21 protein-coding genes are annotated in these 25,382 nt (G+C 70.4%); 12 read left to right on the top strand and 9 right to left on the bottom strand.

Annotated elements, in window-relative coordinates:
• Window positions 1-199: 199 nt before the first annotated feature.
• Together ACIA5D_RS42620 and ACIA5D_RS42615 are read right to left on the bottom strand one after the other, a co-directional pair.
• Complete coding sequence (locus ACIA5D_RS42620) at window positions 200-1,051, bottom strand: oxidoreductase (RefSeq protein WP_396036345.1); 852 nt, start codon at window positions 1,049-1,051, stop codon at window positions 200-202.
• A 100-nt stretch (window positions 1,052-1,151) separates the two neighbouring features.
• Entirely contained in the window at window positions 1,152-1,418 is a 267-nt protein-coding gene (locus tag ACIA5D_RS42615) for a hypothetical protein (RefSeq protein WP_396036344.1), read from the bottom strand.
• Between the two features lie 362 nt (window positions 1,419-1,780).
• On the opposite strand from ACIA5D_RS42615, the gene ACIA5D_RS42610 reads away from it, so the two are divergent.
• Window positions 1,781-2,311: a helix-turn-helix transcriptional regulator gene (locus tag ACIA5D_RS42610; RefSeq protein WP_396036343.1), complete on the top strand. Its 531-nt coding sequence runs from the start codon at window positions 1,781-1,783 to the stop codon at window positions 2,309-2,311.
• 51 nt (window positions 2,312-2,362) lie between these two features.
• Here the strand turns inward: ACIA5D_RS42610 and ACIA5D_RS42605 are convergent, their stop codons facing one another.
• Window positions 2,363-2,869 carry a cupin domain-containing protein gene (locus ACIA5D_RS42605; RefSeq protein ID WP_396036342.1) on the bottom strand — a complete coding sequence of 169 codons (507 nt, stop codon included), beginning with the start codon at window positions 2,867-2,869 and terminating at the stop codon, window positions 2,363-2,365.
• 25 nt (window positions 2,870-2,894) lie between these two features.
• Window positions 2,895-3,329, bottom strand: a complete 435-nt coding sequence (locus ACIA5D_RS42600; protein WP_396036341.1) for a cupin domain-containing protein — start codon at window positions 3,327-3,329, stop codon at window positions 2,895-2,897.
• Between the two features lie 181 nt (window positions 3,330-3,510).
• Here ACIA5D_RS42600 and ACIA5D_RS42595 point away from each other — a divergent pair, with 181 nt between their 5' ends.
• Window positions 3,511-4,485, top strand: coding sequence for a helix-turn-helix domain-containing protein (locus ACIA5D_RS42595; RefSeq protein ID WP_396036339.1), 975 nt, complete (start codon window positions 3,511-3,513; stop codon window positions 4,483-4,485).
• Here ACIA5D_RS42595 and ACIA5D_RS42590 read toward each other — a convergent pair.
• Entirely contained in the window at window positions 4,451-6,058 is a 1,608-nt protein-coding gene (locus ACIA5D_RS42590; RefSeq protein WP_396036338.1) for a GMC family oxidoreductase, read from the bottom strand. The two genes, ACIA5D_RS42595 and ACIA5D_RS42590, sit on opposite strands and share 35 nt — an antisense overlap.
• A gap of 181 nt (window positions 6,059-6,239) precedes the next feature.
• On the opposite strand from ACIA5D_RS42590, the gene ACIA5D_RS42585 reads away from it, so the two are divergent.
• The 4 genes from ACIA5D_RS42585 (at window position 6,240) to ACIA5D_RS42570 (ending at window position 11,672) form a co-directional block, all read left to right on the top strand.
• The gene (locus ACIA5D_RS42585) at window positions 6,240-8,165 is read left to right on the top strand and encodes a Xaa-Pro dipeptidyl-peptidase (RefSeq protein WP_396036337.1); all 1,926 of its coding nucleotides are present in this window, start codon (window positions 6,240-6,242) and stop codon (window positions 8,163-8,165) included.
• A 205-nt stretch (window positions 8,166-8,370) separates the two neighbouring features.
• Entirely contained in the window at window positions 8,371-10,080 is a 1,710-nt protein-coding gene (locus ACIA5D_RS42580) for a VWA domain-containing protein (RefSeq protein WP_396036336.1), read from the top strand.
• 68 nt (window positions 10,081-10,148) lie between these two features.
• Window positions 10,149-11,192: a hypothetical protein gene (locus tag ACIA5D_RS42575; RefSeq protein ID WP_396036335.1), complete on the top strand. Its 1,044-nt coding sequence runs from the start codon at window positions 10,149-10,151 to the stop codon at window positions 11,190-11,192.
• Window positions 11,193-11,195: 3 nt separating this feature from the next.
• Complete coding sequence (locus ACIA5D_RS42570; protein ID WP_396036334.1) at window positions 11,196-11,672, top strand: GGDEF domain-containing protein; 477 nt, start codon at window positions 11,196-11,198, stop codon at window positions 11,670-11,672.
• Here the strand turns inward: ACIA5D_RS42570 and ACIA5D_RS42565 are convergent.
• Both ACIA5D_RS42565 and ACIA5D_RS42560 read right to left on the bottom strand, forming a co-directional pair.
• On the bottom strand, window positions 11,617-12,210 hold the full coding sequence (locus ACIA5D_RS42565) for a gamma carbonic anhydrase family protein (protein WP_396036333.1): 594 nt from the start codon (window positions 12,208-12,210) through the stop codon (window positions 11,617-11,619). The genes ACIA5D_RS42570 and ACIA5D_RS42565 overlap by 56 nt on opposite strands.
• A gap of 35 nt (window positions 12,211-12,245) precedes the next feature.
• Entirely contained in the window at window positions 12,246-13,346 is a 1,101-nt protein-coding gene (locus tag ACIA5D_RS42560; protein ID WP_396036332.1) for a phytanoyl-CoA dioxygenase family protein, read from the bottom strand.
• Between the two features lie 72 nt (window positions 13,347-13,418).
• Between ACIA5D_RS42560 and ACIA5D_RS42555 the strand changes: the two genes are divergently transcribed.
• Complete coding sequence (locus ACIA5D_RS42555; protein ID WP_396036331.1) at window positions 13,419-14,432, top strand: LacI family DNA-binding transcriptional regulator; 1,014 nt, start codon at window positions 13,419-13,421, stop codon at window positions 14,430-14,432.
• Window positions 14,433-14,782: 350 nt separating this feature from the next.
• Here ACIA5D_RS42555 and ACIA5D_RS42550 read toward each other — a convergent pair whose 3' ends face one another.
• Window positions 14,783-15,796, bottom strand: a complete 1,014-nt coding sequence (locus ACIA5D_RS42550) for a hypothetical protein (RefSeq protein WP_396036330.1) — start codon at window positions 15,794-15,796, stop codon at window positions 14,783-14,785.
• A gap of 377 nt (window positions 15,797-16,173) precedes the next feature.
• Window positions 16,174-19,533, bottom strand: coding sequence for a galactose-1-phosphate uridylyltransferase (gene galT, locus ACIA5D_RS42545; protein WP_396036329.1), 3,360 nt, complete (start codon window positions 19,531-19,533; stop codon window positions 16,174-16,176).
• A 215-nt stretch (window positions 19,534-19,748) separates the two neighbouring features.
• Here galT and ACIA5D_RS42540 point away from each other — a divergent pair, with 215 nt between their 5' ends.
• From ACIA5D_RS42540 to ACIA5D_RS42520, 5 genes are all read left to right on the top strand, one after another.
• Window positions 19,749-21,068 carry an ABC transporter substrate-binding protein gene (locus ACIA5D_RS42540; protein WP_396036328.1) on the top strand — a complete coding sequence of 440 codons (1,320 nt, stop codon included), beginning with the start codon at window positions 19,749-19,751 and terminating at the stop codon, window positions 21,066-21,068.
• A 63-nt stretch (window positions 21,069-21,131) separates the two neighbouring features.
• On the top strand, window positions 21,132-22,070 hold the full coding sequence (locus ACIA5D_RS42535; protein ID WP_396036327.1) for a carbohydrate ABC transporter permease: 939 nt from the start codon (window positions 21,132-21,134) through the stop codon (window positions 22,068-22,070).
• 2 nt (window positions 22,071-22,072) lie between these two features.
• Window positions 22,073-22,978, top strand: a complete 906-nt coding sequence (locus tag ACIA5D_RS42530) for a carbohydrate ABC transporter permease (RefSeq protein ID WP_396036326.1) — start codon at window positions 22,073-22,075, stop codon at window positions 22,976-22,978.
• A 20-nt stretch (window positions 22,979-22,998) separates the two neighbouring features.
• Window positions 22,999-24,039 (top strand): LacI family DNA-binding transcriptional regulator, encoded by a 1,041-nt coding sequence (locus ACIA5D_RS42525; protein ID WP_396036325.1) that lies wholly within the window; start codon window positions 22,999-23,001, stop codon window positions 24,037-24,039.
• A gap of 186 nt (window positions 24,040-24,225) precedes the next feature.
• Window positions 24,226-25,329, top strand: a complete 1,104-nt coding sequence (locus ACIA5D_RS42520) for an arabinogalactan endo-beta-1,4-galactanase (RefSeq protein ID WP_396036324.1) — start codon at window positions 24,226-24,228, stop codon at window positions 25,327-25,329.
• Window positions 25,330-25,382 lie beyond the last annotated feature (53 nt).

Below are 25,382 nucleotides of genomic sequence, written 5' to 3'. Positions count from 1 at the left end.
CGCCGTGGTTCGGCGGATCCGTCGATGCTCGTCCGGTCGCGGCCGATTGTCCGTCAAGTCATGGACAGCGGTCGGTTCACGTGCGACGCATCGTCAGGTCGACCGCCGGCATGAAGCCCAGCAAAGTGCCCCTGTACCTGCGTGGCCGACCATCCCCCGCGGGCAGACGATGAGGTCGGCTGCGGCGCGCCACCACGCCTCAGGCGCGTTCGGCGCCCCGGGCGCCGGCCCTGGCTATGGCGGTGAACAGTCCCACCAGCACACGATCGTAGGCGCGGTCGGGCAGAAGCCAGCGTGCGAGCAATGCCGCTCTCGCGCCACGCCCGACCGCGTAACGAGCACGCGGCCGCCGCACCGTGGCGGCCCGGCCGATCACCCGGGCGACGACGGACGGCGACGAGATACCCCGGGCTTCCGAGGTCAGCGTCGCCGCGTACCGCCGGGCGTACCCGGCATAGGCGCCATTGCCGGAGACGACGAGCAGCCGCTCGCCGGCGACCCGCGGGAACTCGGTGTCGATACCACCGGGCCGGATCAGGACCACATCGATCCCCAGCGGTTTGAGCTCGACCCGCAGACAGTCGCTGAGACCCTCCAGCGCGTACTTCGTCGAGTGGTACCACGCGCCCAGCGGCTGGTACATCCTCGCACCGACCGACGAGACATTGATGATCCGCCCGCGGCCCTGCGCCCGCATGTGGGGCAGCACGAGCTGGCACAGCCGCGCCGCCCCGAAGACATTGACCTCGAACTGCCGCCTCGCCTCGTCCATCGACACATCCTCGAGCGCGCCGAAGGACCCGTACCCGGCATTGTTCACCAGGACATCGATGCGGCCCGACTCCGCGACAACCCGGTCGACCAGCGCCACCAAGTCGGCCTCGCTGGTGACATCAGCCTTGACAGTGTGGATACCGAGCGCGGCGAGCGCAGCCATCCGGTCCAACCGGCGGGCGACCGCGTAGACATCGAAACCCAGCTCGTGCAACAGTCGGCTGGTGGCCGCGCCGATCCCCGCGGACGCGCCGGTCACGATCGCGACCCTGCCCATATGCCCACCCTCCGTTGGCCGGACGGGACCGACGAAATGCTCAGGGTAGCGGCGTCCACAACGGACCGCATCCGGCCCAGCATTCAGAGGTAGTCGGTGATCAGGAATGCGACTGTCGTTCAGAGGTTCTCAGCCGGCTGGCCCGCACCGTGCTCTGGCGTGGGCCGATGACCCGGCCGTCCGCGCTGACCTCGGTGCCCCGGACGTCGTACCAGTTCTGACCGTTGTAGACGCGTGGCCGGGACCAGTCGATGTTGTCGATGATCAGATGCAGCGGCCCGGAGCCGAACAGATAGTCGGTCTCCTCGAAGGTCCATGCCTGCCGTTCAGGCCCACCGTCCCCGTTCAACCGCGACCCCGTCACCATCGCTCCCCCTCTTGTGCAGCAAGCATCCATCCCCATCCGCCCGCGCAAGCGCGCATGCACGTGCATTTGCACGCACGTATGGCAAGATTTACCCGAAGGGGCCGCCCGCGCCCGCCGTACGCCCCATCGCCCTCGCCCCGATCCGGCGGCCCGGTTCAGGGTCGGCAATGCCGGGAACATGACGTATTCGACGCAACCCTTGGCGGTCGACAACGTGAGCGTGATCTTCCGAACCCGTGACGAGCCGGCGGATGTGCGCGTAGATCGGTGGGAACAGCTCATCGCCGAGGTATTGCTGCCCTTGCGTCAGTGTGCTGTTTCCCCGAGTCCTGCTGCCGATCCGCGGGCAGGACGCAGCGGCGATGACCGCGGTGCGTATCGGTAGCGACCGAGGAACCGCCGCTCTGGTGTCCGCGCTCGCTCGCGAGTTGCCGCACCACCTCGACGAATGCGACCCGTCCGAGGCTGTGCGCCTGGGTGGCGCCGTGGTTGATCTGCTCGGCGCCGCACTCGCCGCTCGGCTCGACCGCGACGGCGCTGTTTCGCCGCAGGCCCGGCAGCGGATGATCGTCCAGCACGTGTACGCGTACATCGACGCGCACCTCGCCGATCCGGACCTGTCGCCGAACGAGGTGGCGGCCGCCCATCACATCTCGTTGCGTCAGCTGCACAAGCTGTTCGAAACGCAGAGCACCACCGTGGGCGCCTGGATTCGGTGGCGCCGGCTGGAACGATGCCGCCAGGACCTGCTCGACCCCGCGCAGCAGAGCAGGCCGGTCGCCGCCGTCGCCCGTCGTTGGGGAATGCCGAACGCGGCCCAATTCAACCGTGTGTTCCGCGCCGCGTACGGGACGCCGCCGGCGGCCTATCGTGCCGGCGGCCGCGAAGGCTGACCTTCTGCGGGCCGGCCGGGCGCAGTTACCGCGCGGGCCGGCCGGGAGCGATTACTGCGGGGGCCGGCCGGCGGGAAGATCGGCCGGTGTCGTACCGGGCGGGCCGAGCACGATGTCGCCCAGCTCGGTGGTGACCGCCATGAACTGGTCGGCGTCGAACTCCGCCTCCGGGGCTGCCAGCCGGGCCGGCGTACCGGAGCGGGCGATCAGCTCGGCGAACCCGGCCGGAGAGGAGATCTGCAGGGCCCGGGCGCCGGCCGGCCCGCTGGCGATCGCGTGCGGCGTATTCATCGGGATGGCGTAGAAGTCGCCGGACCGCAGGGTAACCGTCTCCGGCCCGGCCCAGACGGTGAGCTCCCCGGACACCACCCAGAACCGCTCGTCGTACCAGGTGTGCAGGTGCAGCGGGGTCCGGCTACCGGGTGGGGTGATGTTGTCGGTGAGGTCGTGCCGCCCGTCGGTGTCGGCGCCGAAGGTGAGAACCGTGGTACGCAGGTGCGTCCCGAGGACGAACTCGCGATCGCCGTTGCCAGGCATCGCGTGGCCGGTCGGATTCATTGGTGCGCTCCTTTCACTTCACGGGCTATTGCTCTGACGCTGGAGCGGGCCCGAGGAACGTGACGCCGTACCGGGCAGCGACTGCCGCAAGCGTCGACATCTCGCTGCGGGGATCGGTCTCCGGCGTCGCGATCGCCGCGACCTGTTCGAAGAACGCCTCGAAGCCCGCCGGCGTGATGAGGCTCAGATGCCGGCCGCGCTCCGAATGGACCTGGTAGCCGTGCGGCACGTCTCTCGGTCCCCAGACCCAGGTGCCCGGGGATGCCGTGATCACATCGTCGCCGATGAAAATGCGGTACTCACCCTCGATGACATAGAACGCTTCGTCCTCGCGGTGGTGCACGTGCAGCGGCGGCACGGCCCCGCGCGGACCCGCCACGTCGACGGCGCCGAGCACGCCATGGGTGTCGCTCGCAGACGCGAGAATCCGGATCGTCTGCTTGAAGAATCGGATCGGCACCTTTCCCTCCCTGCCGTTGGGCCACGTCTCCATCCTGCCGTCAGGTGCGGGCGAGGTCCTTTGCTTCCGATGCACACCAGTTGACGTACGGCGCCAGGCGCGGTTCATGTGTGCCTGACTGCGGGTTTGGTGGCCGCCGTCCCCGGGTAGCCGGCACCAAGGGACGACAGGATCGACGGCGATGAAGGCTGAGTTTCGGGCCGGCGACGAGCCGGTCTCCGCGCGACGCGAGTACTGGCAGCACCTGGCCGGCCAGGCGCTGGGGGCGCTGGACCTGCGTGTCACCGGTGAGATCGACGGGGCCGATCGGATCGTCGCCGGCCACGTCGGTGCGATCCGTCTCGGTCAGCTGACCGCCCGCTACCCGGGTGGGGCCGTGCGGACCGCGCGGCACGTCCGGCGCACGGACAGCGAACTGTTCAAGATTGACATCCCGCTCGACGGCGGCGGCATCGTGGACCAGGACGGCCGCCAAGCCGTGTTGCGTGCTGGTGACTTCGCGTTCGTGGACCTGTCCCGCCCGGCACGCTGGCAGATGGCGCCGCGACGGGTGGTCGCGGTGCTGTTCCCGGTCCGGTTGCTGCCCATTCGCGCCGACCAGGTCCGCCGGTTGACCGCGACGGCGATACCCGGCGACCGCGGGTCGGGGGCGCTGGTGCCCGCGCTCGCGGCGCGGATGGCCGGCCATCTGGGCGAGTACGGTCCGGCCGAGGCGGCCCGGCTCGGTGGGGCGATGCTCGATCTGGTCGGCGCTGCCCTGGCCGGCCACCTGGACACGGCGGTGACGCCCGAAGCCCACGAGCGGGCCGTGACGTTGCAGGTCTACGGGTACATCGAGGAACACCTGCCCGACCCGGGCCTGTCGCCGGCGGTGGTCGCGAGCGCCAATCACCTGTCGGTGCGCGCCTTGCACCGGCTGTTCGAGCGCCACGACACCACGGTCGCGGCGTGGATCCGGCAACGCCGCCTCGAACGCGTCCGCCGGGACCTGCTCGACCCGGCGTTGCGTGCCAGGCCGGTCAGCGCAATCGGCGCCCGCTGGGGGCTGCCCGACCCGAGCCACCTCAGCCGGGCTTTCCGCGCCGAGTACGGAACGTCGCCGACTGCGTACCGCTCGCAGGTCAGCCCGCCGGGGCCGCCGCCCGGGCCGGCGTGAGGGGGGTGGCGCCGCGGACCAGGTCGGCGGCGCGTTCCGCGATGGCGATCGTCGGTGCATTGGTGTTGCCCCGGGGCGTGGCGGGCATCACCGACGCGTCGATCACGCGCAGCCCGTCGACGCGGCGGACGCGCAGTTGCGGGTCGCACACCGCGTCGGCGGAATCGCCCATGGCGCAGGTGCCGGTGGGGTGGAACATCGTGCCGAGGCTGGAGCGGATCCAGTCGTGCAGTCGCTCGTCGTTGTCGGCGCGGTCACCGGGCCCGTCCTCGCCGGCGATCAACTCGGCCAGCGGCCGGCACGCCGCGATCCGGCGGGCCAGCCGGACTCCGGCGACCAGGGTGTCCAGGTCCGATGGGTCCGACAGGTAGTTCGGGTCGACCAGGGGCCGCGCCGCCGGGTCGGCTGACCGCAGCGTCACCTGCCCGCGGCTGCCGGCGGCGACCGCGGCGACCAGCACCGCCACGCCGCGATGGTCCGGCGGTGCCAGGTCCGGCGTGGGCGCCGGCCCGGGCAGCAGGCCCAGCTGCAGGTCCGGGGCAAGCGTGTCGGCGCGGGTGCGCACGAAGCCGCCGGCCTCGGCGCCGACGGAGGCCATCGGCCCGGTTCCGTCGGCCTGCCACCGTTGCAGGTTCTCCGGGGTTGCTTCCTCCCAGAGGTTGCGGGTGTTCGGGGTGCGCCATGCCGGTGTGCACCGCGGGTGATCGTGCAGCCCCTGCCCCACCGATGGCGCATCGGCCACCACCGGGATGCCGTACGCGCGCAGGTGATCGGCCGGGCCGATACCGGAGAGCATCAGCAGCTGAGGGCTGGCGATCGTGCCTGCGCACACGAGCACTTCCCGGGCGACTCGGGTGTCCTGCTCGGCTCCGCCGATCCGGTAGCGGACCCCGGCCGCCCGGTCGCCTTCGATGAGGATCTTCGTTGTGGTCGCGCCGGTGAGCACGGTGAGGTTGGGCCGTGAGCTCGCCGGAGCCAGATAGGCGTCGGCGGTGGACCACCGCCGGCCCGACCGCTGAGTCGCCTGGTAGCGGCCCACGCCGTCCTGCACAGGGCCGTTGAAGTCCGGGTTGACGGGCAGGCCGGCGGCCGCCGCGGCGTCCAGCCAGGCACGTGAGAGCGGATGCTCGTACCGCACGTCCTCGACCCGCACCGGTCCGTCCACGCCGTGGAAGGCCGACTCGCCGCGCTCGTTGTCCTCTGCCCGGCGGAAGTACGGCAGCAGGTCGGCATAGCCCCATCCGGTACAGCCGTGGACGTCCCGCCAGCCGTCGTAGTCGGCCGGATTTCCGCGTACGTACACCATGCCGTTGATCGACGAACCGCCGCCCAGCACCCGGCCGTTGGCCAGGAAGATCCGCCGCCCGGCCACCTGCGGCTGCGGCACCGTGGTGTCATCCCACGCGTACGCGCCACGCCACAACGTCATGGCCGCGGCCGGCATACCGATCTCCGGCGTGTCACCGCGAGGACCCGCCTCCAGCAGCAGCACCCGAACACCGGGATCCTCGGTCAACCTGGCGGCCAGCACACAACCTGCGCTGCCCGCACCGACGATCACATAGTCGAACACCGGAGCCTCCTTTCGCGAAACCACGTACCAGCCCAGCCTTCGCCCGCAACACCGGTCCGATCTACGCAGCCCGTGCCAGCACCTTGGCCGGGCGCGCCAGCTCCCCGCGGCCGGCCCTCAGCGGGCAGGGACAGGCCGGTCAGGGCACCCGGCCAAGGCATTCATGTTTTACGATGCGTCGATGTCAGGGCCACGAATGCGAAGGCTCGCCACAGCCGTCGCCGCGGGGGTTGGTCTCGCACTGACCGTCCTCGTCGCGCCGGCCTCGGCCGCCGGGATTCCGCACATCCGGGGCGGGGAGACAGTGCCCGTCTACTCCTACGAGAACGCCGTCCGGGAGAGCGTCTGGGTGCAGACCCCGCTCGACAACGACGAGGACGGCGTGCCCGACCGGATCGCCGTCGACATCGTCCGGCCGCGCGAGGCGGCCGCGCGCCACCTCAAGGTGCCGGTCATCCTCGAGGGCTCGCCGTACTACTCCTGCTGCGGCCGCGGCAACGAAAGCGAGCTCAAGGAGTACGACGCGAACGGCACGATCACGAGGCAGCCCCTCTTCTACGACAACTATTTCGTGCCCCGCGGCTACGCTTTCGTCGCCGCCGACCTGGCCGGCACGAACCGCTCCACCGGCTGCATGGACGTCGGAGGCCGCGAGGAGGTGCTCGGCGCCAAGGCCGTCGTCGACTGGCTCAACGGCCGCGCCAAGGCCACTTACGCGGACGGCACCCCCGCCGTCGCCACCCGCTGGACCAACGGCAGAACCGGGATGATCGGCAAGTCCTGGGACGGGTCGGTGGCCAACGGCGTGGCCGCCACCGGCGTCGAGGGCCTCGAGACCATCGTGCCGATCTCGGCGATCTCCAGCTGGTACGACTACCAGCGCTACAACGGCGTCCTGCGCGCCGAGGACTACCCCGAGTTCCTCGCCCAGGTCGTCAGCGGCCGGCCCGAGGAGACGTGCGCGGCCACCGTGGACAGGCTCGACGAGGGCAGCGACGACGCCACCGGCAACTACAACGCCTACTGGGCCGAGCGCGACTTTCGCCCGGACGCCCGAAAGGTGCACGCCAGCGTTTTCGTCGCGCACGGCATCAACGACACCAACGTGACGACCACCCAGTTCGCGCAGTGGTGGAGCCGTCTGCGCGTACCCAAGAAGATCTGGCTTTCGCAGCAGGGCCATGTCGACCCCTTCGACATCAGGCGGGGCGATTGGGTGGACACCCTGCACCGCTGGTTCGACCGGTGGCTGCAGGGCCTGCACAACGGCATCGACCGCGAGCCCCAGGCAACCATCGAGACCGCACCCGGCACGTGGGTCTCCGAGCGATCCTGGCCGGCCGGGGACGCGCGCCAGACCAAGGTCGAGCTCGGCAACGGCGATGGGACGACCGGCACGCTGGGCGGCCGGCCCGGCACCGGCGAGCGCACGTGGACCGACGTTCCCGACCTGGACGAGGCCACCGCCGTCGCCGGCCCGAACACCGCGGTCCCCGGCCGGCAGGCTTTCCTCTCCGCGCCGCTCGCCCAGGCCGTACGCATCTCCGGCACCCCGCAAGTCACCCTGCGCGTTCAGGTCGACAAGCCGACCACCGAGCTGACCGCCCGCCTGGTCGACTACGGCGCCGCCACCCGGGTGAACTACCAGGCCCCCGGCGAGGGCATCACCACCCTGGACACCGAGTCGTGCTGGGGCGCAGCGACGGCCGCCGACGATGCCTGCTACCTGGACACCGCCGAGAACGTCGTGACCGCCGACCACGCCATCCTCACCCGAGGCTGGCAGGACGCCGCCCACCACGTCTCCCTGCGCTTCGTCACCCCGCTGCGACCGGGCCGCTGGTACTCGGTCACCGTCCCGATGCAGGCCACCGACCAGCGCATCGCCAAGGGCCACGTCCTCGGCCTGATCGTCCAGGCGAGCGACAACGAGTACTCGACCCCGCAGTCGACGGGCGCGACGATCCGGCTCGATCTGCGCGGCAGCTCACTCACGCTGCCCTTGGTGGGTCGCCTGCCGGCCGCGGGCGCCACCGCACCGACCGTGACGACGGCCGCGGCCGCCGTCACGCTCGCCCCGCACCGCTTCCACCCGCTCCTGCCCTGACCGGTGGTTCCCCGGGGCATCCCCCGGCCCCGGGGAGCGACTTCCGCCACGCTCAGCGGTGTCCCAAGAAACCAGGCTGGGCCGAGGCCGCCATGTTTCCGGACGGTGTCGGAAAGGTGGCCGGGATGTGGCTTTTGGCGTCAACTGAAAACTATATGCAGCGGCAGTGAAGGTTTTTCCGGGCTCCGGCGATCAAGATGTCTCGGTGCCCGGCCGACATCGTCAACTTCAGCGCACCGGACTCGTGGTAACCGCCTCCGCCCTCGCCGTCGTCGTCATCGCCGGTGGCGCGTGGGCCGGATACCACGAGTTCTCCGGCAAGAAATGCAGCGAGACCGTGAGCCTCAAGGTCGCCGCCGCCCCCGAGGTGGCGCCCGCCGTGCGGGCAGCGGCGGACGCCTGGGCCAAAGGCGAGGATGCCTGCGCCACGGTCGCCGTGACCGCGTCCGACCCGACCGGCATGGCCGCGGCGGTCGGCGGGCGGCACGGCGTCAACCTGGGCGGCGTCGGCGCCGCGCAGAACGCCGACCCGGGCGTCGACGCCTGGATCCCCGACTCCAGCACGTGGCTGCTGCGCATCGGGTCAGAGGCGCCGGGTTTCCAGCCGACCACGCTCGGCTCGATCGCGCAGAGCCCGATCGTGCTCGCGGCGCCGGAAAGCGCGGCCGCCGGGCTCGGCTGGCCCGCCCGTGCGCCCGGTTGGAAGGATTTCGCGAAAAAGGTCGCGACCGACAAGGCGCTGCGGCCCGGGACCGTCGACCCCCTGCGGGACGCCACCGGGCTGGCCGGGCTGCTCGCCTTCGCCGCCGCGGCGGGCACCGACTCCTCCGCGGCCACACTGAAGGTCGGTGTGATGCGCGCACTGTCGGCGAACAGCTCCAGCATCCGCAGCGATCTGCTCCAGAAACTTCCGCAGTCCGCGAGCGAAACCGGCGCCGGCGTAGGCCTCGCGCCGCTGTCCGAGGCCGACGTCATCGCGTACAACGGCGAAAGGCCGGCGACGGCGCTGGCCGCCATCTATCCGAAGCCGTTCTCCGTGGTCCTCGACTACCCGTTCGCGATCATGCCCGGCGTCGACCCGCAGAAGGCGACCGCGGCGACCGCGCTGCGCCAGGCCCTCGGCTCGAAAACTTTCCTTCAAGATCTAGCCAAGGCCGGCGTACGCGGTCCCGACGGCGCCGCCGCAGCGGGGTTCGCCACCCCCAAGGGAGCGCCCGCGACCGTCCCGCCGCCCGCCGCACAGAAACCGGCCGCGGTCGCCGGCGCGATCAGCCAGCTCCTCGGCAGCTGGACCGCGATCACCCAGCCGGGCCGGATGCTCGCCGTCTTCGACGTGTCCGCGTCGATGAAGGCGAAGGTGCCGACCGCCGGCGGCCTGAGCCGGGCCCAGGTCACCCAGGGCGTCGCGCGGCAGGGCCTGGCGCTGCTCGACGACCGCTGGTCGGTAGGGAACTGGACGTTCTCCACGAACATGGCCGGCAAGCGCCCGTGGGTGGAGAACCTGCCGATCCTGTCCTGCGCCGGGCACCGGCCCGAGCTGCTCGCCGCGATCGACAAGATCGTGCCGAAGGAGGGCGGCGACACCGGGCTCTACGACACGGCGCTCGCCGCGTACGAGCGGGTACAGAAGGGCTGGCAGGCCGGTGTGTCGAACTCGGTCGTGATCTACACCGACGGCGAGAACGACAACCCTGGCGGCCTCACCATCGACCAGGTGGTCGACAAGCTGACCAAGATCCGCGACCCCAAGCGTCCGGTTCGCATGATCATCATCGGCATGGGCACCGCCACCGACCGCAACGAGCTCGAGGCCATCACCAAGGCCGCCGGCTCGGGCGGCGTCTTCATCGCCACCGACCCCGCCAAGATCGGCGAAATTTTCCTGGAGGCGATCGCCAGCCGCAAGGGCGCCTGAGTTCCCCTCAAGCCGGCGTGTCCCCCGCCGATCAGCCGGATGCGGTGACGATCGGCGGGGGGTAACGCGTGGGCAGATGGCGGTGGCCAGCCTGGCAGGTGTACCTGGCCTTCTGCGCGGTGATCGTCGTGATCTACTACGCGGTCCCCGTCGACCAGGTCAAGACGGTCCTGGTCGGCACGATCGGCATGTCGGCGGCCGTCGCGATCGTCGTGGGCGTGCGGCGCAACCGTCTCCTCGTACGATGGCCCTGGTATCTCATGGCCGCCGCGCGTGTGTGTTTCGCGCTGGCCGAAATCGTCTATTGGATTCAGACGTTCGCCGCGGGCGGCGACGTCTTCCCCAGCTACGCCGATGTCCTCTACATCGGCTTTGCCGTCATGATGGCGATCGCCGTCGTCGGGCTGGTCCGCGCCCGCCGCCCCGGCAAGGACCTGCCCGGTCTGCTGCACGCCCTGGTCCTGTCCACCGGCGCCGCGATGCTGTCGTGGGTCTTCCTGATCGTTCCCTACGTCCGCGACGACACCCTGACCCCGCTGGCCCGCGCGGTTTCCCTGGCCTACCCCGTGTCCGACCTGCTGGTGCTGGCCGTCCTGGCCCGCCTGGTCACCGGTCGCGGCGACAAGCCACCGGCGTTCCACCTGAACGTCGCCAGCGTGCTGGCCATGCTCGTCGCCGACATCGGCTACGCCCTGCTGGAGCTGACCATCGGCTACCACGCCGGCAACATCGTCGACCTTGGCTGGCTGGCCATGCTGGCACTCGGCGGCGCGGCGGCCCTGCACCCCTCGGTCACCACGCTGTCCCGCAAGAGCCCTCCGACGGCCGAGGGCGAGGCGCCCCGGGGCCGGGCGGCCGCCCTGGCCGTGGCCGGCCTGATGGCCCCCGCGGTCCTGGCGATCGAGTGGCTGCGCGGCATGCCCATCGACGTCCCGGTCATCGTGCTCGGCTGCGCCGTCCTGTTCCTGCTGGTCATCGCCCGCCTCGACGGCCTCGTGCGGCTGACCTCGAAGGCCCTGCGCGCGGTGGAGGAACAGGCCACCACCGACCAGCTGACCGGCCTGGCCAACCGCCGCCGTTTCCACGACCGCTGGGCGTCCGCGCTCGGCTAGTCGGTGGGCCCGACCGCGCTGCTCTACATCGACCTGGACGGCTTCAAGCCGGTGAACGACGCCTTCGGCCACGAGGCCGGCGACGCCGTGCTGGTGGCGGTGGCCGAACGCATCAGCGCCATCACCCGTACGGGAGACGTCGTGGCCCGCCTGGGCGGCGACGAGTTCGCGGTGATCCTGCCCTGGACCGACGACGCCACCGCCGACACGGTCGCGGAACGCATCCTCGAAGCGCTGGCGCTGCCGTTCGACACGCCCTCCCGCCAGGTGTACATCGGCGCGAGCATCGGGGCGATCCGGGCGACGTCCGGAGCACACCCGGACGGCGAGCTGCGGCGCGCGGACGCGGCGATGTACGCCGCCAAGGCGGGCGGCCGCAACCGCGTCCACCGCGACAGGCTCGCGCCGGCCGAAGCGGGGGTCGTCAGAGAATCCGGTCCTGCGCGTGGGCGCCGAAATGGCGCGCCTGACGGGACATGATCTCGCGCATGGCGGTGCCACGCGGGACGCCGTAGACCGTGCCGGGGAAGTCGAGACCCTCCTGGACCGCCCACAGCTCGTCGTGGCGGTCCGGGGAGAAGAGCTCGGCGGGGTCGCCGGCCGCGATCCAGCCGATCGGCACCACCGTGCCCGGCGGCAGCGTCGACCGGACATGCAGCACGCTGTTGATGCGCAGTTCCGCGCCCGCGCCGGCGACCGACCCGGGAAACAGGGAGGCGCCGGTCGCCACGAACACCTCGTCGTGCAGCGTCGCGCCGTTCACATGGGCGTGCGGCCCGATCAGCACGGCGTCCCCGATCAGTGCGGGATGGTCGCGCCGGCCGCGGACCAGCGCGTGCTCCATCACGACGACGTCCGCGCCGATCCGGATCTCGCCGTCCTCCGCGGTCAGCACGGCCTGGTGCAGGATGCGGGCGCGCTCACCGAGAATCACGCGCCCGCACAGCACGGCGCTCGGCGCCACGTAGGCCGACGACGGCACGACCGGTCGATCCCCGCGATGCTCGATCAGGCTCATCCCCACCGGATTGCCCGCCTGCGCCGCCGCAAACGTCAGGCGCCCTGCTCCTCCAGCGCCCGCTCGAACCGTGCGGCGTCCCATTTCTCGGCGAGAGCCTGGCGGACGACCGCTGCCTGCGTCGGCGGCGCCATGCCGCCGATCGGCTGGTGACGGTCGAGGTTGGTGGGGAACGCATAACCCTCGGCCGACGCGGCAATCACGTTTTCCACGTTGCCCGGAAAGTGTCGCAGGACGGGGTAGAGAGCCCGGAGCATCGCCGCGCGGTCGACAGTTTCCATGGCGCGGCCGAAAGCGGAGGAGATCTGGAGGAGGTTCGCCATCCGCCGCACGTCGGCGGAATGGTTCGTGCCGGCGCCGTGGAAGACGGCCGGGTTGAAGAAGGCGGCGTCGCCCTTGGCCAGCGGAAGCTGCACGCGGCGCTCGTTGAAGTAGGCGGTGAACTCGGGCTGGTGGAAGGCGATGTAGCCGGGCGGGTACTTCTGCGAGTGGGGCAGGTAGAGCGTCGGGCCGGTGTCGAGGGGCATGTCCACGTGCGCGACCGCGCCCTGGAGGGTCAGCATCGGCGACAGGGCGTGGATGTGCGCGGGGTAGCGCAGCGCCTGCTCCCGGGACATGAAGCCCAGGTGGTAGTCGCGGTGCGCGACCTGCGCGACGCCGCCGGGATTGACCACGTTGACCTGCGAGGTCACCTGGTAGCCGGTGCCCAGCCAGGCCTCGCAGATCAAGGCCAGCGTCTCGTTGTCGTAGTAGGCCGCGAAAGCCGCCGGGTCGCGGAGCGCGAACTTGTCGAGGGCGCCCCAGACCCGGTCGTTGGCGCCGGGTTTCGCGAAATGGTCGCCGCCGGTCACCCCGGCTGCCCTCTGGACGGCGATCAGATCGTCGAAGACGGCGCTGGCGCGGTCGACAACGGCCGGGTCGAAGGCGCCGGCGAAGACAACGATCCCGGGTCCGTCCGTCAGGGCCCGGACCAGCTCGGCCTGCACCGTTTTCGTGTTTTCCAGATCGGCCGGGAAAATCAGCACGTCGTCGACGACGTCGATCGCGTGCGGATAGTCGCTCGGCTCTGTCTTCTGCTCGCAGACCGCCCGGAATTCGTCCAGGTCGCAGTCGGCGGCGGTGAACCAGGTTGTCATGCCGTCACGCTAGGTCACCGCGAGGCAGGGAAGAACCTTGAAAACCCCTCAAAAGGCCATCATGGTGTACGGGTGAAGCACCCGTACCGCATTCGCGAGATCGCCGCCCAGGCCGGCCTGAGCGAGGCGACCGTGGACCGGGTGCTGAACGACCGCCCGGGGGTGCGGGAGAGCACGATCCGCGAGGTCCGCCAGGCGATCGCGGATCTCGACCGGCAGCGGACCCAAGTTCGGCTGGCCGGCCGCACCTTCATGATCGACGTGGTGGTACAAGCGCCGCCACGCTTCTCGGCGTCGATCCGGGCCGCGCTCGAGGCGGAGCTGCCCGGCCTGCGGCCCGCAACTTTCCGCGCCCGATTTCATCTGCTGGACGGGCCGTCGGTGGCCGACGTGGTGACCGTGCTCGATCGGGTGGCACGTAGTCGTTCCGAGGGCGTGATTCTGAAGGCTCCCGACGTACCCGAAATCGTGGCCGCGGCCCGCCGCGTGCCCACTCCCCTGGTCACCCTCGTGACCGATCTGCCGGCCAGCCGGCGCATCACCTACGTCGGGCTCGACAACCGCGCGGCCGGCGCCACCGCCGCCTACCTGATCCACCGGTGGCTCGGCGCGGGGGACGGGGACGTGCTGGTGGTGCGCGGCCGCAGCTCCTACCGCGGCGAGGACGAGAGGGCCGCCGGTTTCCGCGCCGAGATGCCGTCCTTTCGCCGCCTGTTCTCGGTGGTCGACCCGGAGGACAGCCCCGAAACTGTCGCCGCCGGCATCCGCGAAGTCCTCGCCGGGGCGCCGTCGATCCGCGCGATCTACTCGATGTACGCGGGCGCGGGCGGAAACCGGACCGTGGTGTCGGCGTTCCGCGACCATCCCTACGACGTTTTCGTGGCCCACGACCTGGACGAGGAGAACACCGCGCTGCTGCGCCAGCGAAAGCTTTCCGCCGTGCTGCACCACGACCTGCGCACCGACCTGCGCCGGGCCTGCCACGCCATCATGCAGGCGAACGGCGTGCTGCCCGGCCCGATCCGCGTCAACCCGTCGGCCGTCCAGGTCATCACTCCGCACAACGCGCCGCCGGTCGAGTTCTGATCACCGAGGCCGGCACGCCCGGACCGACACGCTCGGGCCGGCGCGCTCGGGCCGGCGCGCTCGGGCCGGCGCGCTCGGGCCGACACGCTCGGACCGACACGCTCGGGCCGGCACGGCCGGACCGGTTGATCGTCGCGCTCGCAATCGGCTGCTGTCCGCGACGACGTTGATCACTCCCAGCCCGCCTCGGAGAGGAAAGGTCAAGCCCGTGCCCGGACGAGCGCCGACCACCGCAGAGTTGATGAACTGCTGCTCCCGTCGAACCGGGACCTATCAAGATTCGGCCCTGACAGGCGCCGGTCCGGGCCGGCCCCTCACAGCAGGCCACCGCCGGCGTGACTCCGGCCTCCTCAGTACGCCACCGCTGACGCTATCCCCGGCACCTGCATGACGCGGGTGACCCGATTGGCGTCGGTGTCCACTTTCGATACACCCCGGTCGAGCACCCACACGGTCGACGCCCCCGCCACGAGGAAGAACGACGGGTCGTCCGGATCGGAGGCGGCGACCGGCATCCGGGCGATGACCCGCCCGGTCGCGGCCTCCACCCGTACGATCTCGGATCTCACCTCGTCGCCCACCCAGAGCGACCCGAGCGCCGCCACCGCCGGCAGATCCTGCGAGATGTCGGCGACGCGGACCGTGAGGCGGTCGGCCAGCCTCATCACGCTGCCACAGTTGCCGATCGCCCACCCGCCGGCCAGCGACAGCACCAGCTCGTCGTGCGGCATCCGCACCTCGCCAACGACACGCCCGGTCTCGGGGTCGAGCCGGCGCACGACCGGCGAGTTGATCCCCGTCGCATATCCGCCGGACAGCTCGCCCACGCTCTCCGGCAACAGGGTCTCGGTGATGGCCGGTTGAGAGGGCGAGGGCTGAGAGGACTGCGACGGCTGACCCGACTGCCCTGGCCGGCCCGACTCACCCGGCTGCCCTGGCTTACCCGGCTGCCCTGGCTTACCCGGCCGGCCCGGCTCACCCGGCCGGCCCGGCTCACCCGGCCGGCCCGACTCACCCCACCGGCCTGGCTGGGCCACGGCGGCCGGATCGACCCGCAGCAACCGCCTGCCCGAAGCCAGCCACAGCCACCGCGAATTGGCGGCCGCCGCTACCGGCATGAACCCCGCTGGCAGCGCAAGCGACGCGACTTGGCCGGACGGCCCGACCCGCCACAGCTTTTCCGGCTGCCCGATCCACAGAGCACCGTGCGCGACGATCAGGCGGTTGTTCACGAGCGGTGATGCCACCGGCACACTGCCCCTCCCGACCACCTTGGCAGCGCCCGGATCGATCACCGACACGTCACCGCTGTCGAGCCGGTAGGACCAGATCTTCCCCGCACCGGCCGCCAGCGACGGCGGCACCCGCGCATCCACACCGCCCACGCCTATCGAACGCCCGCCGATGGCCCGAACCGTGCCGCTCCCGTCGGCCACCCACAACGACTCCCGCAGGGAAGGAGACGAGCCAGGAGGGCCGGAAGACGAGGAAGGCGGCCCCGAAGATGGGGCAGATGCCGTGCCGGACCGCGAAGCCGGATCCACGCCGCCCGCGACGGGAGCGACCTTCCCGCCCGGACAGTCCGATTCGGTTCCCCGCAACCCCGGGACGCAGCCGGCCCCGAGCCCCGCCACAGCGACCAAACCGGCCGCCACGCCCTTCCACGGCTTCACCGCAGGCACGCTACACCGCACGCCACTGCGGAAGGTTTCAGGCGACCGAGCGGCCACCGCGGAAAGTTTCAGGCGAGCGAGCGCAACCGAGCGGCCACCGCCTCCGGCCGGGTGTCGTTGACCCACGAGCCCATCGCCGATTCCACGCCGGCGAGAAACTTGAGCTTTCCGGGAGCGCGCAGGATCGAGAAAACCTGGAGATGCAGACGGAAAAGGTCACGCTGGGTACGAGCCGGCGCCTGGAAGACCCCCGAGATGTACGGGAGCGCGTCCACACCCGGGAAGTAACGGTCGAGCCTCCCGAGCAGGTCCAGGTAGATCACGGCGAGGTCGTCGCGCTCGGCCGGGGTCAGCGCCGGCAGGTCCGGGACGTCCCGGTGCGGCGCCAGGTGGACCTCGACCGGCCACCGGGCCGCCGCCGGCACGTACGCGGTCCAATGCTCCGAGGTCGCCACCACACGTGTCCCGGCTCGCCGCTCGGCATCCAGAATGTCGCGGAAAAGATTCCCGCCCCGATAGGCGCCGGCCATGGCGATCATGCGGGCGGCCTTGGGCGGCACGAACGGAAACGCGTAGATCTGCCCGTGCGGATGCGGCAGCGTCACCCCGATCTCGCGACCACGATTCTCGAACGGAAACACGTACTCCACGTCGGGCGACGCGCCTAGCACCGCGGTCCGGTCGGCCCACGCCTCGATCACGGTCCGGGCGCGGTGCGGCGTCAGGCTTCCGAACGAACCTTTCGGCGCCGATGAGAAAACAACCACTTCCGTACGACCACGCGCGGGCCGCACCGGCCAGAGCGGATCGTTGTCGACGAGCTCGAGCGACCCCGGCGCCCGCGATGAGAACGACGGGAACCGGTTCTCGAAGACCACCACGTCGTAGGACGACGAAGCGATCTCGGTCGGGGCGCCACCCGGGACGGTGGGGGCGAGCGGGTCCTCGTCGGGCGCGGGCAGGAACGTGCGGTCGTTGCGGTGGGCCGCGATCGCGATCCACTCGCCGGTCAGCGGGTCGTACCGCATCTCCGGATCGCCCGACGCCGGTGGCAATGCCCGCGTGTCCACGGCATCGCGGTCGGCGAAGGGCGGCGTGTCGTCGAAGTAGATGATCTCCCGCCCGTCCGCCATGCGCCGTGCGCTGCGGCGTACGAGATGGGGCTCCCGAAAGACCGGCCACCCCTCGACCGCGAGCGAGTCGATCGCCAGAAGCTGCCCGTCTGCCGCCGCCAGGCGGTCGCGGGCGTCCTCCGGGAGCGAAATCGTCGATCCGGTCGCCAGCGGCAGCAGATGCAGGGTGACCTCGGAGTTCTCGCGCACCCCGGCGTCGCGGAGGCTGACGATCCATTCCGACCCGTCCCAGAACCGGTCGGTGACGGCCCGTCCGTCGACCCGCAGCTGCCCGACGTCCCCGGCCCATTGGATCCGCAGGTAGGAATCCAGGCCGAGCGCGGGCAGCGCAAGGCGGTGGACCGCGGCCAGTTCCGAGAAAGTTTCCGGCGTGGGCGCAGACTGGCGGCCCTCAAACTTTCCGTACGCGACCGGAATCGCGCCACTGGCGGGCTGCACGAGAGAGGCGTTCACCGCCGCCGTCGATCCACCCGGCCCACCCGGCGCACCCGGGCCGCCCGGGCCGCCTTCGAGCGAAAGCGCCGCGAAACAGCGCGCCGCCGTGTCGTAGACCCGCACGTCCGGCCCGGTGGACTCGATGCGCCCGTCCGGACCCCAGGTGAGCATGTGCTCCGAGAGGAGCAGGCGACGCGCCGGGCCGTCCTCGCACACCCACACGTCGGCGGCGACGGCGGCGGGCAGGACCAGCAGGTCCAGCTCGCCGCCGCCCTGCCGGAGCCGGACCGGCGACAAGCCCGGCTCAACGGTGGCGACGGAGCCGCCGACCGAGTACGAGACCTCGATGCCGGCCTCCGCGACCAGCACCAGGGTGGGCACCGCGCCCGGCAGCACGGTGAGCGCCGACGCCGTGGCCCAGTCGAGCCGCACGCCGCCCAGGGAAAGAGCGAGAGGCCAGCGGGCGAGCGTCCCCGGCGACACGTCCACCGGCGACGACGGCAGCACGAAGGTTTCGCAGTCGAGCGCGACCTGGAACTGAGCGCCCCGGTAGACCGGCAGCGGCACGTGCGGCTGGTGCCACGCGATGAAGAGGAACCCGCTGCGGCCGTCGCTGCGCAACGCCCAGCGCAAGGTTTCCGAGTCCTCGACACCCGAGGGACGCTCGACCGGCAGGCTGGATGGCATCTCGGCGAGCGAGGCGCCGAAAGCCTTGAGGAAAGCGTGCTGCAGCCGTAGAGCGGCGTGGCTCTCGGCCAGCGTCCCCGCCTCGCCGATCGGCGCGTGGAAGTCGTAGCCGAGGGGCGGCATATCGTTCGGATATCCGCTCGCGTGCGACTCCTGCACTCCGCCGTCGCGAGGAGGGTTCGTGCCCCCGGCGTACATGTAATAGCCCTGCCACGCCGACCCGTTGCCGATCTTGCAGTGGGCGATGGCCGCGACGTCGAGAGCCGCCGGCCGCGGCCGGCGGTGATAGGCGGTGGCCATGCCGCCGCCCAGCTCGCAGGTGGCCGGCGGGAAGAGCTCCGACGGCGTGCGCGGGTGCGACCGGTCCGCCCGCATTCCCTGCAGCCGCATCCTGCGGACGTCCGCCCCGATCCCCGGGTCGTCCCACACGTGCGAGAAGAAGTAGTGGTCGCGGAAAGTCGGATCCCAGGGCGCGTCCGCATCGACCCAGAAGCCGTCGCCGTAGCCGCCGTAGAGCGGCAGCACCTCCTCGGCCGGCAGGTCCGCGCTGCCCCACGCGGTCGCCGTCCAGAGCGGCGCCGACATACCGGCCTCCCGGGCCAGCCGCTTGAGCGTGACGAGGTGGCCGGGCTGGTCGTACAGCTCGTTCTCGAGCTGGATGCCGAGCACTTGCTCGCAGCGCCCGTCGAGCGCGGCGGCGATCTGCCCGAACCACTCCCGGACCAGGCTGAGGTAGGCCGGGTCGTCGGTGCGATGACGTACCGGCGCCGCCTGAACCCAATCGGGAAAGCCGCCGTTGCGAGTTTCGCCGTGCACCCACGGCCCGATCCGCAGGATCACGTCGAGACCCTCGGCCACGGCGAGGTCGACGAAAGCCGCCACGTCGAGGTTTCCGTCGAAACGCGGCTCGCCGCGCCGGTGGACGTGGTGCAGCCAGATCACGTAGCTGGACGCGACGGTGACCCCGCCCGCGCGCATCTGGCGCAGCCGCTGCCGCCACCGGGCGCGTGGAAGGCGGCTGTAGTGGATCTCGCCGGAGACCGGGACGACGGGACTGCCGTCACGGATCAGGTAGCGGCTGGTGAGCGAAACACCGGCCCGCGTGTCCTCGTCGTTGCTCATCCGTGGCCGGCGCGGCGGCTCTGACCATGGATGGTGGGCGACGTTCAGCACGGGTGACTCCTTTTGCACAGAGGGGCCAGCTGTAACCGGTCACAGCCGCCTGGCCCCGCACGATACAGCCTGTTAACCGCCGCGACGCAAGGGCTTGACAATTGCCATGCCGAGCAGCACTGTAACCGGTCACAGGTCCTGTTCGGTGACGCACGTCTCCTCCGGCAGCGACCGCGGCCGCATCCCTCCCGCGGCCGGCCGATCGAGGAGGATCGATGAAAAAGACATTCCTGCCGCTCGCCGGGGTTCTGGCCGCTGCGCTCATGATGACCACGGCCGCCTGCTCCAGCGACGACGACAGCAGCGGCGGAGAGACCGCCGCCAAGCCCGGCGAGAAGGTCGAGCTGACCTACTGGACCTGGGCGCCGAACATGGACAAGGTCGTCGAGGGCTGGAACTCGGCGCACCCCGACATCCACGTCACCGTCAACAAGCAGGACGGCGGCGACCCGGCCGTCACGAAACTGCTCACCGCGATCAAGGCCGGCAGCGGTGCGCCCGACATCATGCAGGCCGAATACCAGAAAGTTCCCACCCTGGTTTCCGCCGACGCGCTCGCCGACATTTCCAAGGAGGCGGGCACCCTCAAGGCGAAGTTTCCCGATTCGGCCTGGAATGCGGTCACCCTCGGCTCCGAGGCTCTCTACGGCGTCCCGCAGGACTCCGGCCCGATGATGTTCTACTACCGCACCGACGTCTTCGAGAAACTCGGCCTGCAGGCCCCGAAGACCTGGGACGACTACGCCGCCGCGGCCCGCAAGATCCACACAGCGAACAAGAAGCAGTACCTCGGCACCTTCTCGGCCAACGACCCGGGCTGGTTCGCCGGGCTCTCCCAGCAGGCCGGCGCCTCCTGGTGGGGCGTCAACGGCGACACCTGGTCGGTCGCCATCAACGACGCCAACACCCAGAAAGTCGCGACCTACTGGGGCGGCCTCGTGGCCGAGGGCGTCGTCGACAACAAGCCGATGTACACCCCCGAATGGAACGCGGCTCTCAACGACGGCACGCAGGTCGGCTGGCTCAGCTCGGTCTGGGGCCCCGGCGTGCTCGAGGGCAACGCGGCGAGCACCAAGGGCAAGTGGAAGGCAGCGCTGCTGCCGCAGTGGGACGCCGCCAGCCCCAAGAACGGAAACTGGGGCGGCTCGGCCACCAGCGTCACCACCCAGAGCAAGCACAAGGCGCAAGCCGCCCAGTTCATCGCCTGGATGAACACCGACCCGGCCGGCATCAAGGCCCTCGCCACCCAGGCCAACGTCTACCCGGCCAGCGTCGACTCGTCCGCCGCGCTGACCTCGCCGCCGGCTTTCCTCGCCGACCAGACCGATTTCTACTCGATCGCCGCCGAGGCCGCGAAAATCACCAACCCGTTCACCTACGGCCCGAACGTCAACGTGGCGTACTCCAGCTACAACGACGCCTTCGGCAAGGCCGCCGGCTCGAAGAAGGCCGCCGACTTTGCCGCGGCGCTGACCACCATGCAGCAGACCACGGTCGACGACATGAAGAACACCGGCTTCAAGGTCGCCGGCTGACATTTCGTGCGGCGGGCGCCGACGCGCCCGCCGCACCTGGCTTTCGGAAAGAAGGTGGCGGCTTTGACGGCGTTCTCCACCAGCACACGTACGCCCGCGCGCGGTCGCCGGAAGGCCGGGGCGCCCTATCAGTTCCTCGCTCCGGCGCTGATCCTTTTCGTGCTCTTCCTGGCCGCGCCGATCGCGTACGCGGCGTACCTGAGCCTGCGCCGGGTGAAGGTGAGCGGCCTCGGGCTCGGCGCCGGCGCCCGTACCGAGGTGTGGGCCGGCCTGACCAACTACGCGCGCTCGCTGAGCGACCCCGATTTCCTGCCGAGCGTCTACCGCGTCTTCGCCTACGGGATGATCGTGGTGCCCACCATGCTCGGGCTCGCGCTGCTCATGGCCCTGCTCCTGGATGCCGGCCGCACGAAAGTCGGCACTTTCGCCCGTACGTCAATCTTCTTGCCGTATGCGGTGCCGGCGGTCGTGGCGTCGTTGCTCTGGGGTTTTCTCTACCTGCCGAGGGTCAGCCCGTTCAACGATCTGCTCTCCGTTTTCGGAATCGCCGCGCCCGACGTGCTCGCCGGCTCCTCGGTGATGTACGCGGTCGCGAACATCGCGGTCTGGGGCGGCACCGGCTTCAACATGATCGTCATCTACACGGCGCTGCGGGCCATCCCGACCGACTTGTTCGAGGCGGCCCGGCTCGACGGCGCCACGGACGTGCAGATCGCCTGGCGCGTCAAGATCCCGATCATCATGCCGTCGCTGATCATGACGTTCGTCTTCTCGCTCATCGCCACGCTTCAGGTCTTCGCCGAGCCGATGACGCTGAAGCCGCTGAGCAACACCATCTCCACCACGTGGACTCCACTGATGAAGGTGTACCGGGACGCCTTCACCCGCAACGACATCTACTCCGCCGCGGCCACCTCGGTGGTCATCGCGGTCGCCACTTTCGTCCTCTCCTTCGGGTTCCTCAAGCTCGTCGGGAACCGGGCCTTCAACCAGGAGGACTGACCATGAGCGTCTCCACCGTCCTGCCCCCGGTGCCGGCCACCGCGGAGCCCGCGACCGCGCCCCGCGAGCGCCGCGGCAACCGGCGGCTCAGCCCGGCCGCGACGATCCTGCTGCTGCTCGGCGCGTTGTACTGCCTGTTTCCGGTGCTGTGGGTGCTGATCGCGTCGTCGAAGAGCTCAGGTGAGCTGTTCTCGACCTTCACGCTCATGCCGAGCTCTCATCTTTTCGACAACATCGCCGACCTCAGCACGTACCGGGGCGGCCTCTACTGGCGGTGGATGGCCAACACCGCCCTGTACGCCGGGGTGGGCGCGGCCGGCTCCACGCTGGTCTCGGCGATGGCAGGTTTCGCGCTGGCCAAGTACGCGTTTCCCGGAAAGCAGTTCGTCTTCAACCTGATCCTGGCCGGAGTGCTGGTGCCCGGCGTCATCCTGGCGATCCCGCAGTACCTGCTGCTGGCCAAGGTGGGCATGACCAACACGTACTGGTCGGTGCTGCTGCCCAGCATGATCACGCCGTACGGAATCTATCTCTGCCGTATTTTCGCGGCCGCGGCGATTCCCACCGAGGTCCTGGAGGCCGCCCACATCGACGGCGCCGGCGATTGGCGCACGTTCGGCACGGTGGCGCTGCCGATGATGCGGTCGGGCCTGGTCACCGTTTTCCTGTTCCAGTTCGTGGCGATCTGGAACAATTTCATGCTCCCCTACATCATGCTGGGCGACGATCGCCTCTATCCGCTCACCGTCGGGCTCAACGGCCTGCTGAACCAGGGCGCCAACCAGCCTTCGATGTACATCGTCGTGGTGACCGGCGCGCTGCTGTCGATCGTTCCGCTGGTCGCGCTCTTCCTCGGCCTGCAGCGTTACTGGCGCGTCGACCTGGGCGCGGGCGCGGTGAAGGCCTGATGAGCACTATGATCCCCCACGTGCCGACACCGCCCGGTACGGGGCGCAAGCGGCCCACCATCCGCGACGTGGCGCGCGAGGCCGGGGTCTCTTACGCGACCGTCTCCCGCGTCCTGAACGGCCGGGAGTGGGTCAGCCCCGAGGCCGTGCGAGCGGTGCGCGAGGCGATCGCCCGGACCGGCTACACGGCGAACCCGCATGCCCGTTCGCTGGCCACCGGAAAGTCCGGGTCGATAGCTTTCCTGCTCACCGAGCCGCAGCACCTGCTGTTCGAGGATCCGACTTTCTCGGTGCTGCTGCGCGGCGTCGCCCAGGCGCTCTCCGACCGGGAGCTCACGCTGATCCTGATGATCGCGTCGACGCCCGAGGAGCGGAACCGCACCATCGCGTACCTCGCCGGCGGCCACGTCGACGGCGTGGTGCTGATCTCGCCGCACTCGGGCGACCCGCTGCTCAGCCACCTCGTGCAGGCCGAGCTGCCGATCGTCGCGTGCGGCCGCGTCCTCGGCTACGAGCAGGTGATCTCGTCGGTGATGGCGGACGACCGGTCGGGCGGGCGCTCGGCCGTCGACCACCTGGCGACGGCCGGCTGCCGGCGGATCGCCACGATCACCGGGCCGCAGGACATGGTCGGCGGCGTCGATCGCTTGCAGGGCTACACGGACGCGTTGCTCGCGCACGGCCTCGAGCTCGATCCCGCGCTGATCGTGCACGGCGACTGGGGCCGGGCGAGCGGCGCGGCGGCGATGCGCCGGTTGCTCGACCAGGCGCCCGATCTCGACGGCGTTTTCGCGGCGTCGGACGCGATGGCGGCGGGCGCGTTGCCGGTGTTGCGCGACGCGGGGCGTCAGGTGCCCGGCGACGTGCGGGTGGTCGGCTTCGACGACTCGGGGCTGGCCGCGACGCTGGATCCGCCGCTGTCCACCGTGCGGCATCCGCTCGACCGCATCAGCGAGGAAATGGTTCGCCTGCTCACGGACGTGATCGCCGGGCGTACCCCGCTCTCGATCACCGTGCCCACGTCCCTGGTCCTGCGGGAGTCCTCGCCCGCGCTCGACTGACGCCGGCCCGCGGGCATCGCCGCCCGTGGCCGGAAGTCCAGGCGGCTCCCCCTCCCGCCGGAGCTCCCCCTCCGCCGAAATATCCGACGCTCCGCGCCTGATATTTCTGATATTTCGGTTATGCACCATGGCACCAATCCGGCGATCCCCCATCGCCGGCCGCTCTTTCATCCTTCAAGGAGCGCCATGAAACCGTCCCTGAGAGCCGTCGTGGCCGCGATAGTTTTCGCGGTCCCGCTGGCAATCGCCACCCCCGCACACGCGGCGAACACCCTCACCATGCTCGGCACGGACGTCTCGTCGCTGCAGCGCAGCCTCGATCTCGGCGCGAAGTACTACAACAAGTCGGGCGCCGCCGCCGACCCGTACGACATCCTCAAGTCGGCCGGCGCCAACTACATGCGGCTGCGCATCTGGAACAACCCGGCCAGCGGCTACAACAACAAGGCCAAGGTCCTCCAGCAGGCCAAGGCCGTCAAGGCCAAAGGCCTCAAGCTCCTGGTCGACTTCCACTACTCCGACACGTGGGCCGATCCGGGCAAGCAATATCCGCCTGCGGCGTGGGCATCGCATTCACTCACGCAACTGCAGACCGACGTCTACAACTACACGTACGACGTTTGCACCGCCCTGAAAGCGCAGGGCACGACCCCCGACAGCGTGCAGATCGGCAACGAGATCAACGTCGGGATGCTGTGGCCGAAGGGGCAAGTTACGAACAGCAATTTCGCCCCGCTGGCGTCGCTGCTCAAGCAGGGCTACAACGCGACGAAAGCCTGCAACAGCTCCACCCAGGTGTGGATCCACACCGCCGACGCGGACAGTGACGCGAACGCCCGCTGGTTCTACGACGGCATCAAGGCGCAAGGCGTGACCTGGGACGTCACGGCGCTGTCGTACTACTGCATGTGGCACGGCACACTTTCCAACCTGTACAACGTCATCGCCGACGTGAAATCCCGCTACGGAAAGCCGGTCGTGATCGCCGAGACCGCGTACCAGTTCACCACTGCGAACGCGGACAGCACGTCCAACTCGATCCCCGGCACCGTGCTCTGCGACAACATCCCGGCAAGCTGGGCCGGTCAGGCGCAGCAGTTCACCTGGGTGCAGAACACGGCGCGAAACGCCGGCGCGGTCGGCGTCTTCTACTGGGAGCCCACCTGGTACGCCGTCAAGGGCAACGGCTGGGATCCCGCCAACATCAACGGAACCGGCGACGGCTGGGACAACATGGCCACCTTCGATTGGACCGGCCACGTGAACCCGAACATCGTCTGGACCCCGTGAGCCGGTAACGGCGTCGGCTTCGCTTCGCTCCACTGGGGCGGAGCGAAGCCGGC

Source organism: Actinoplanes sp. NPDC051513 (assembly GCF_044454685.1).
Classification (GTDB): Bacteria; Actinomycetota; Actinomycetes; order Mycobacteriales; family Micromonosporaceae; genus Actinoplanes.
Note: the sequence above shows the minus strand (reverse complement) of the source record. Positions and strands in the feature narration are given on the sequence as shown.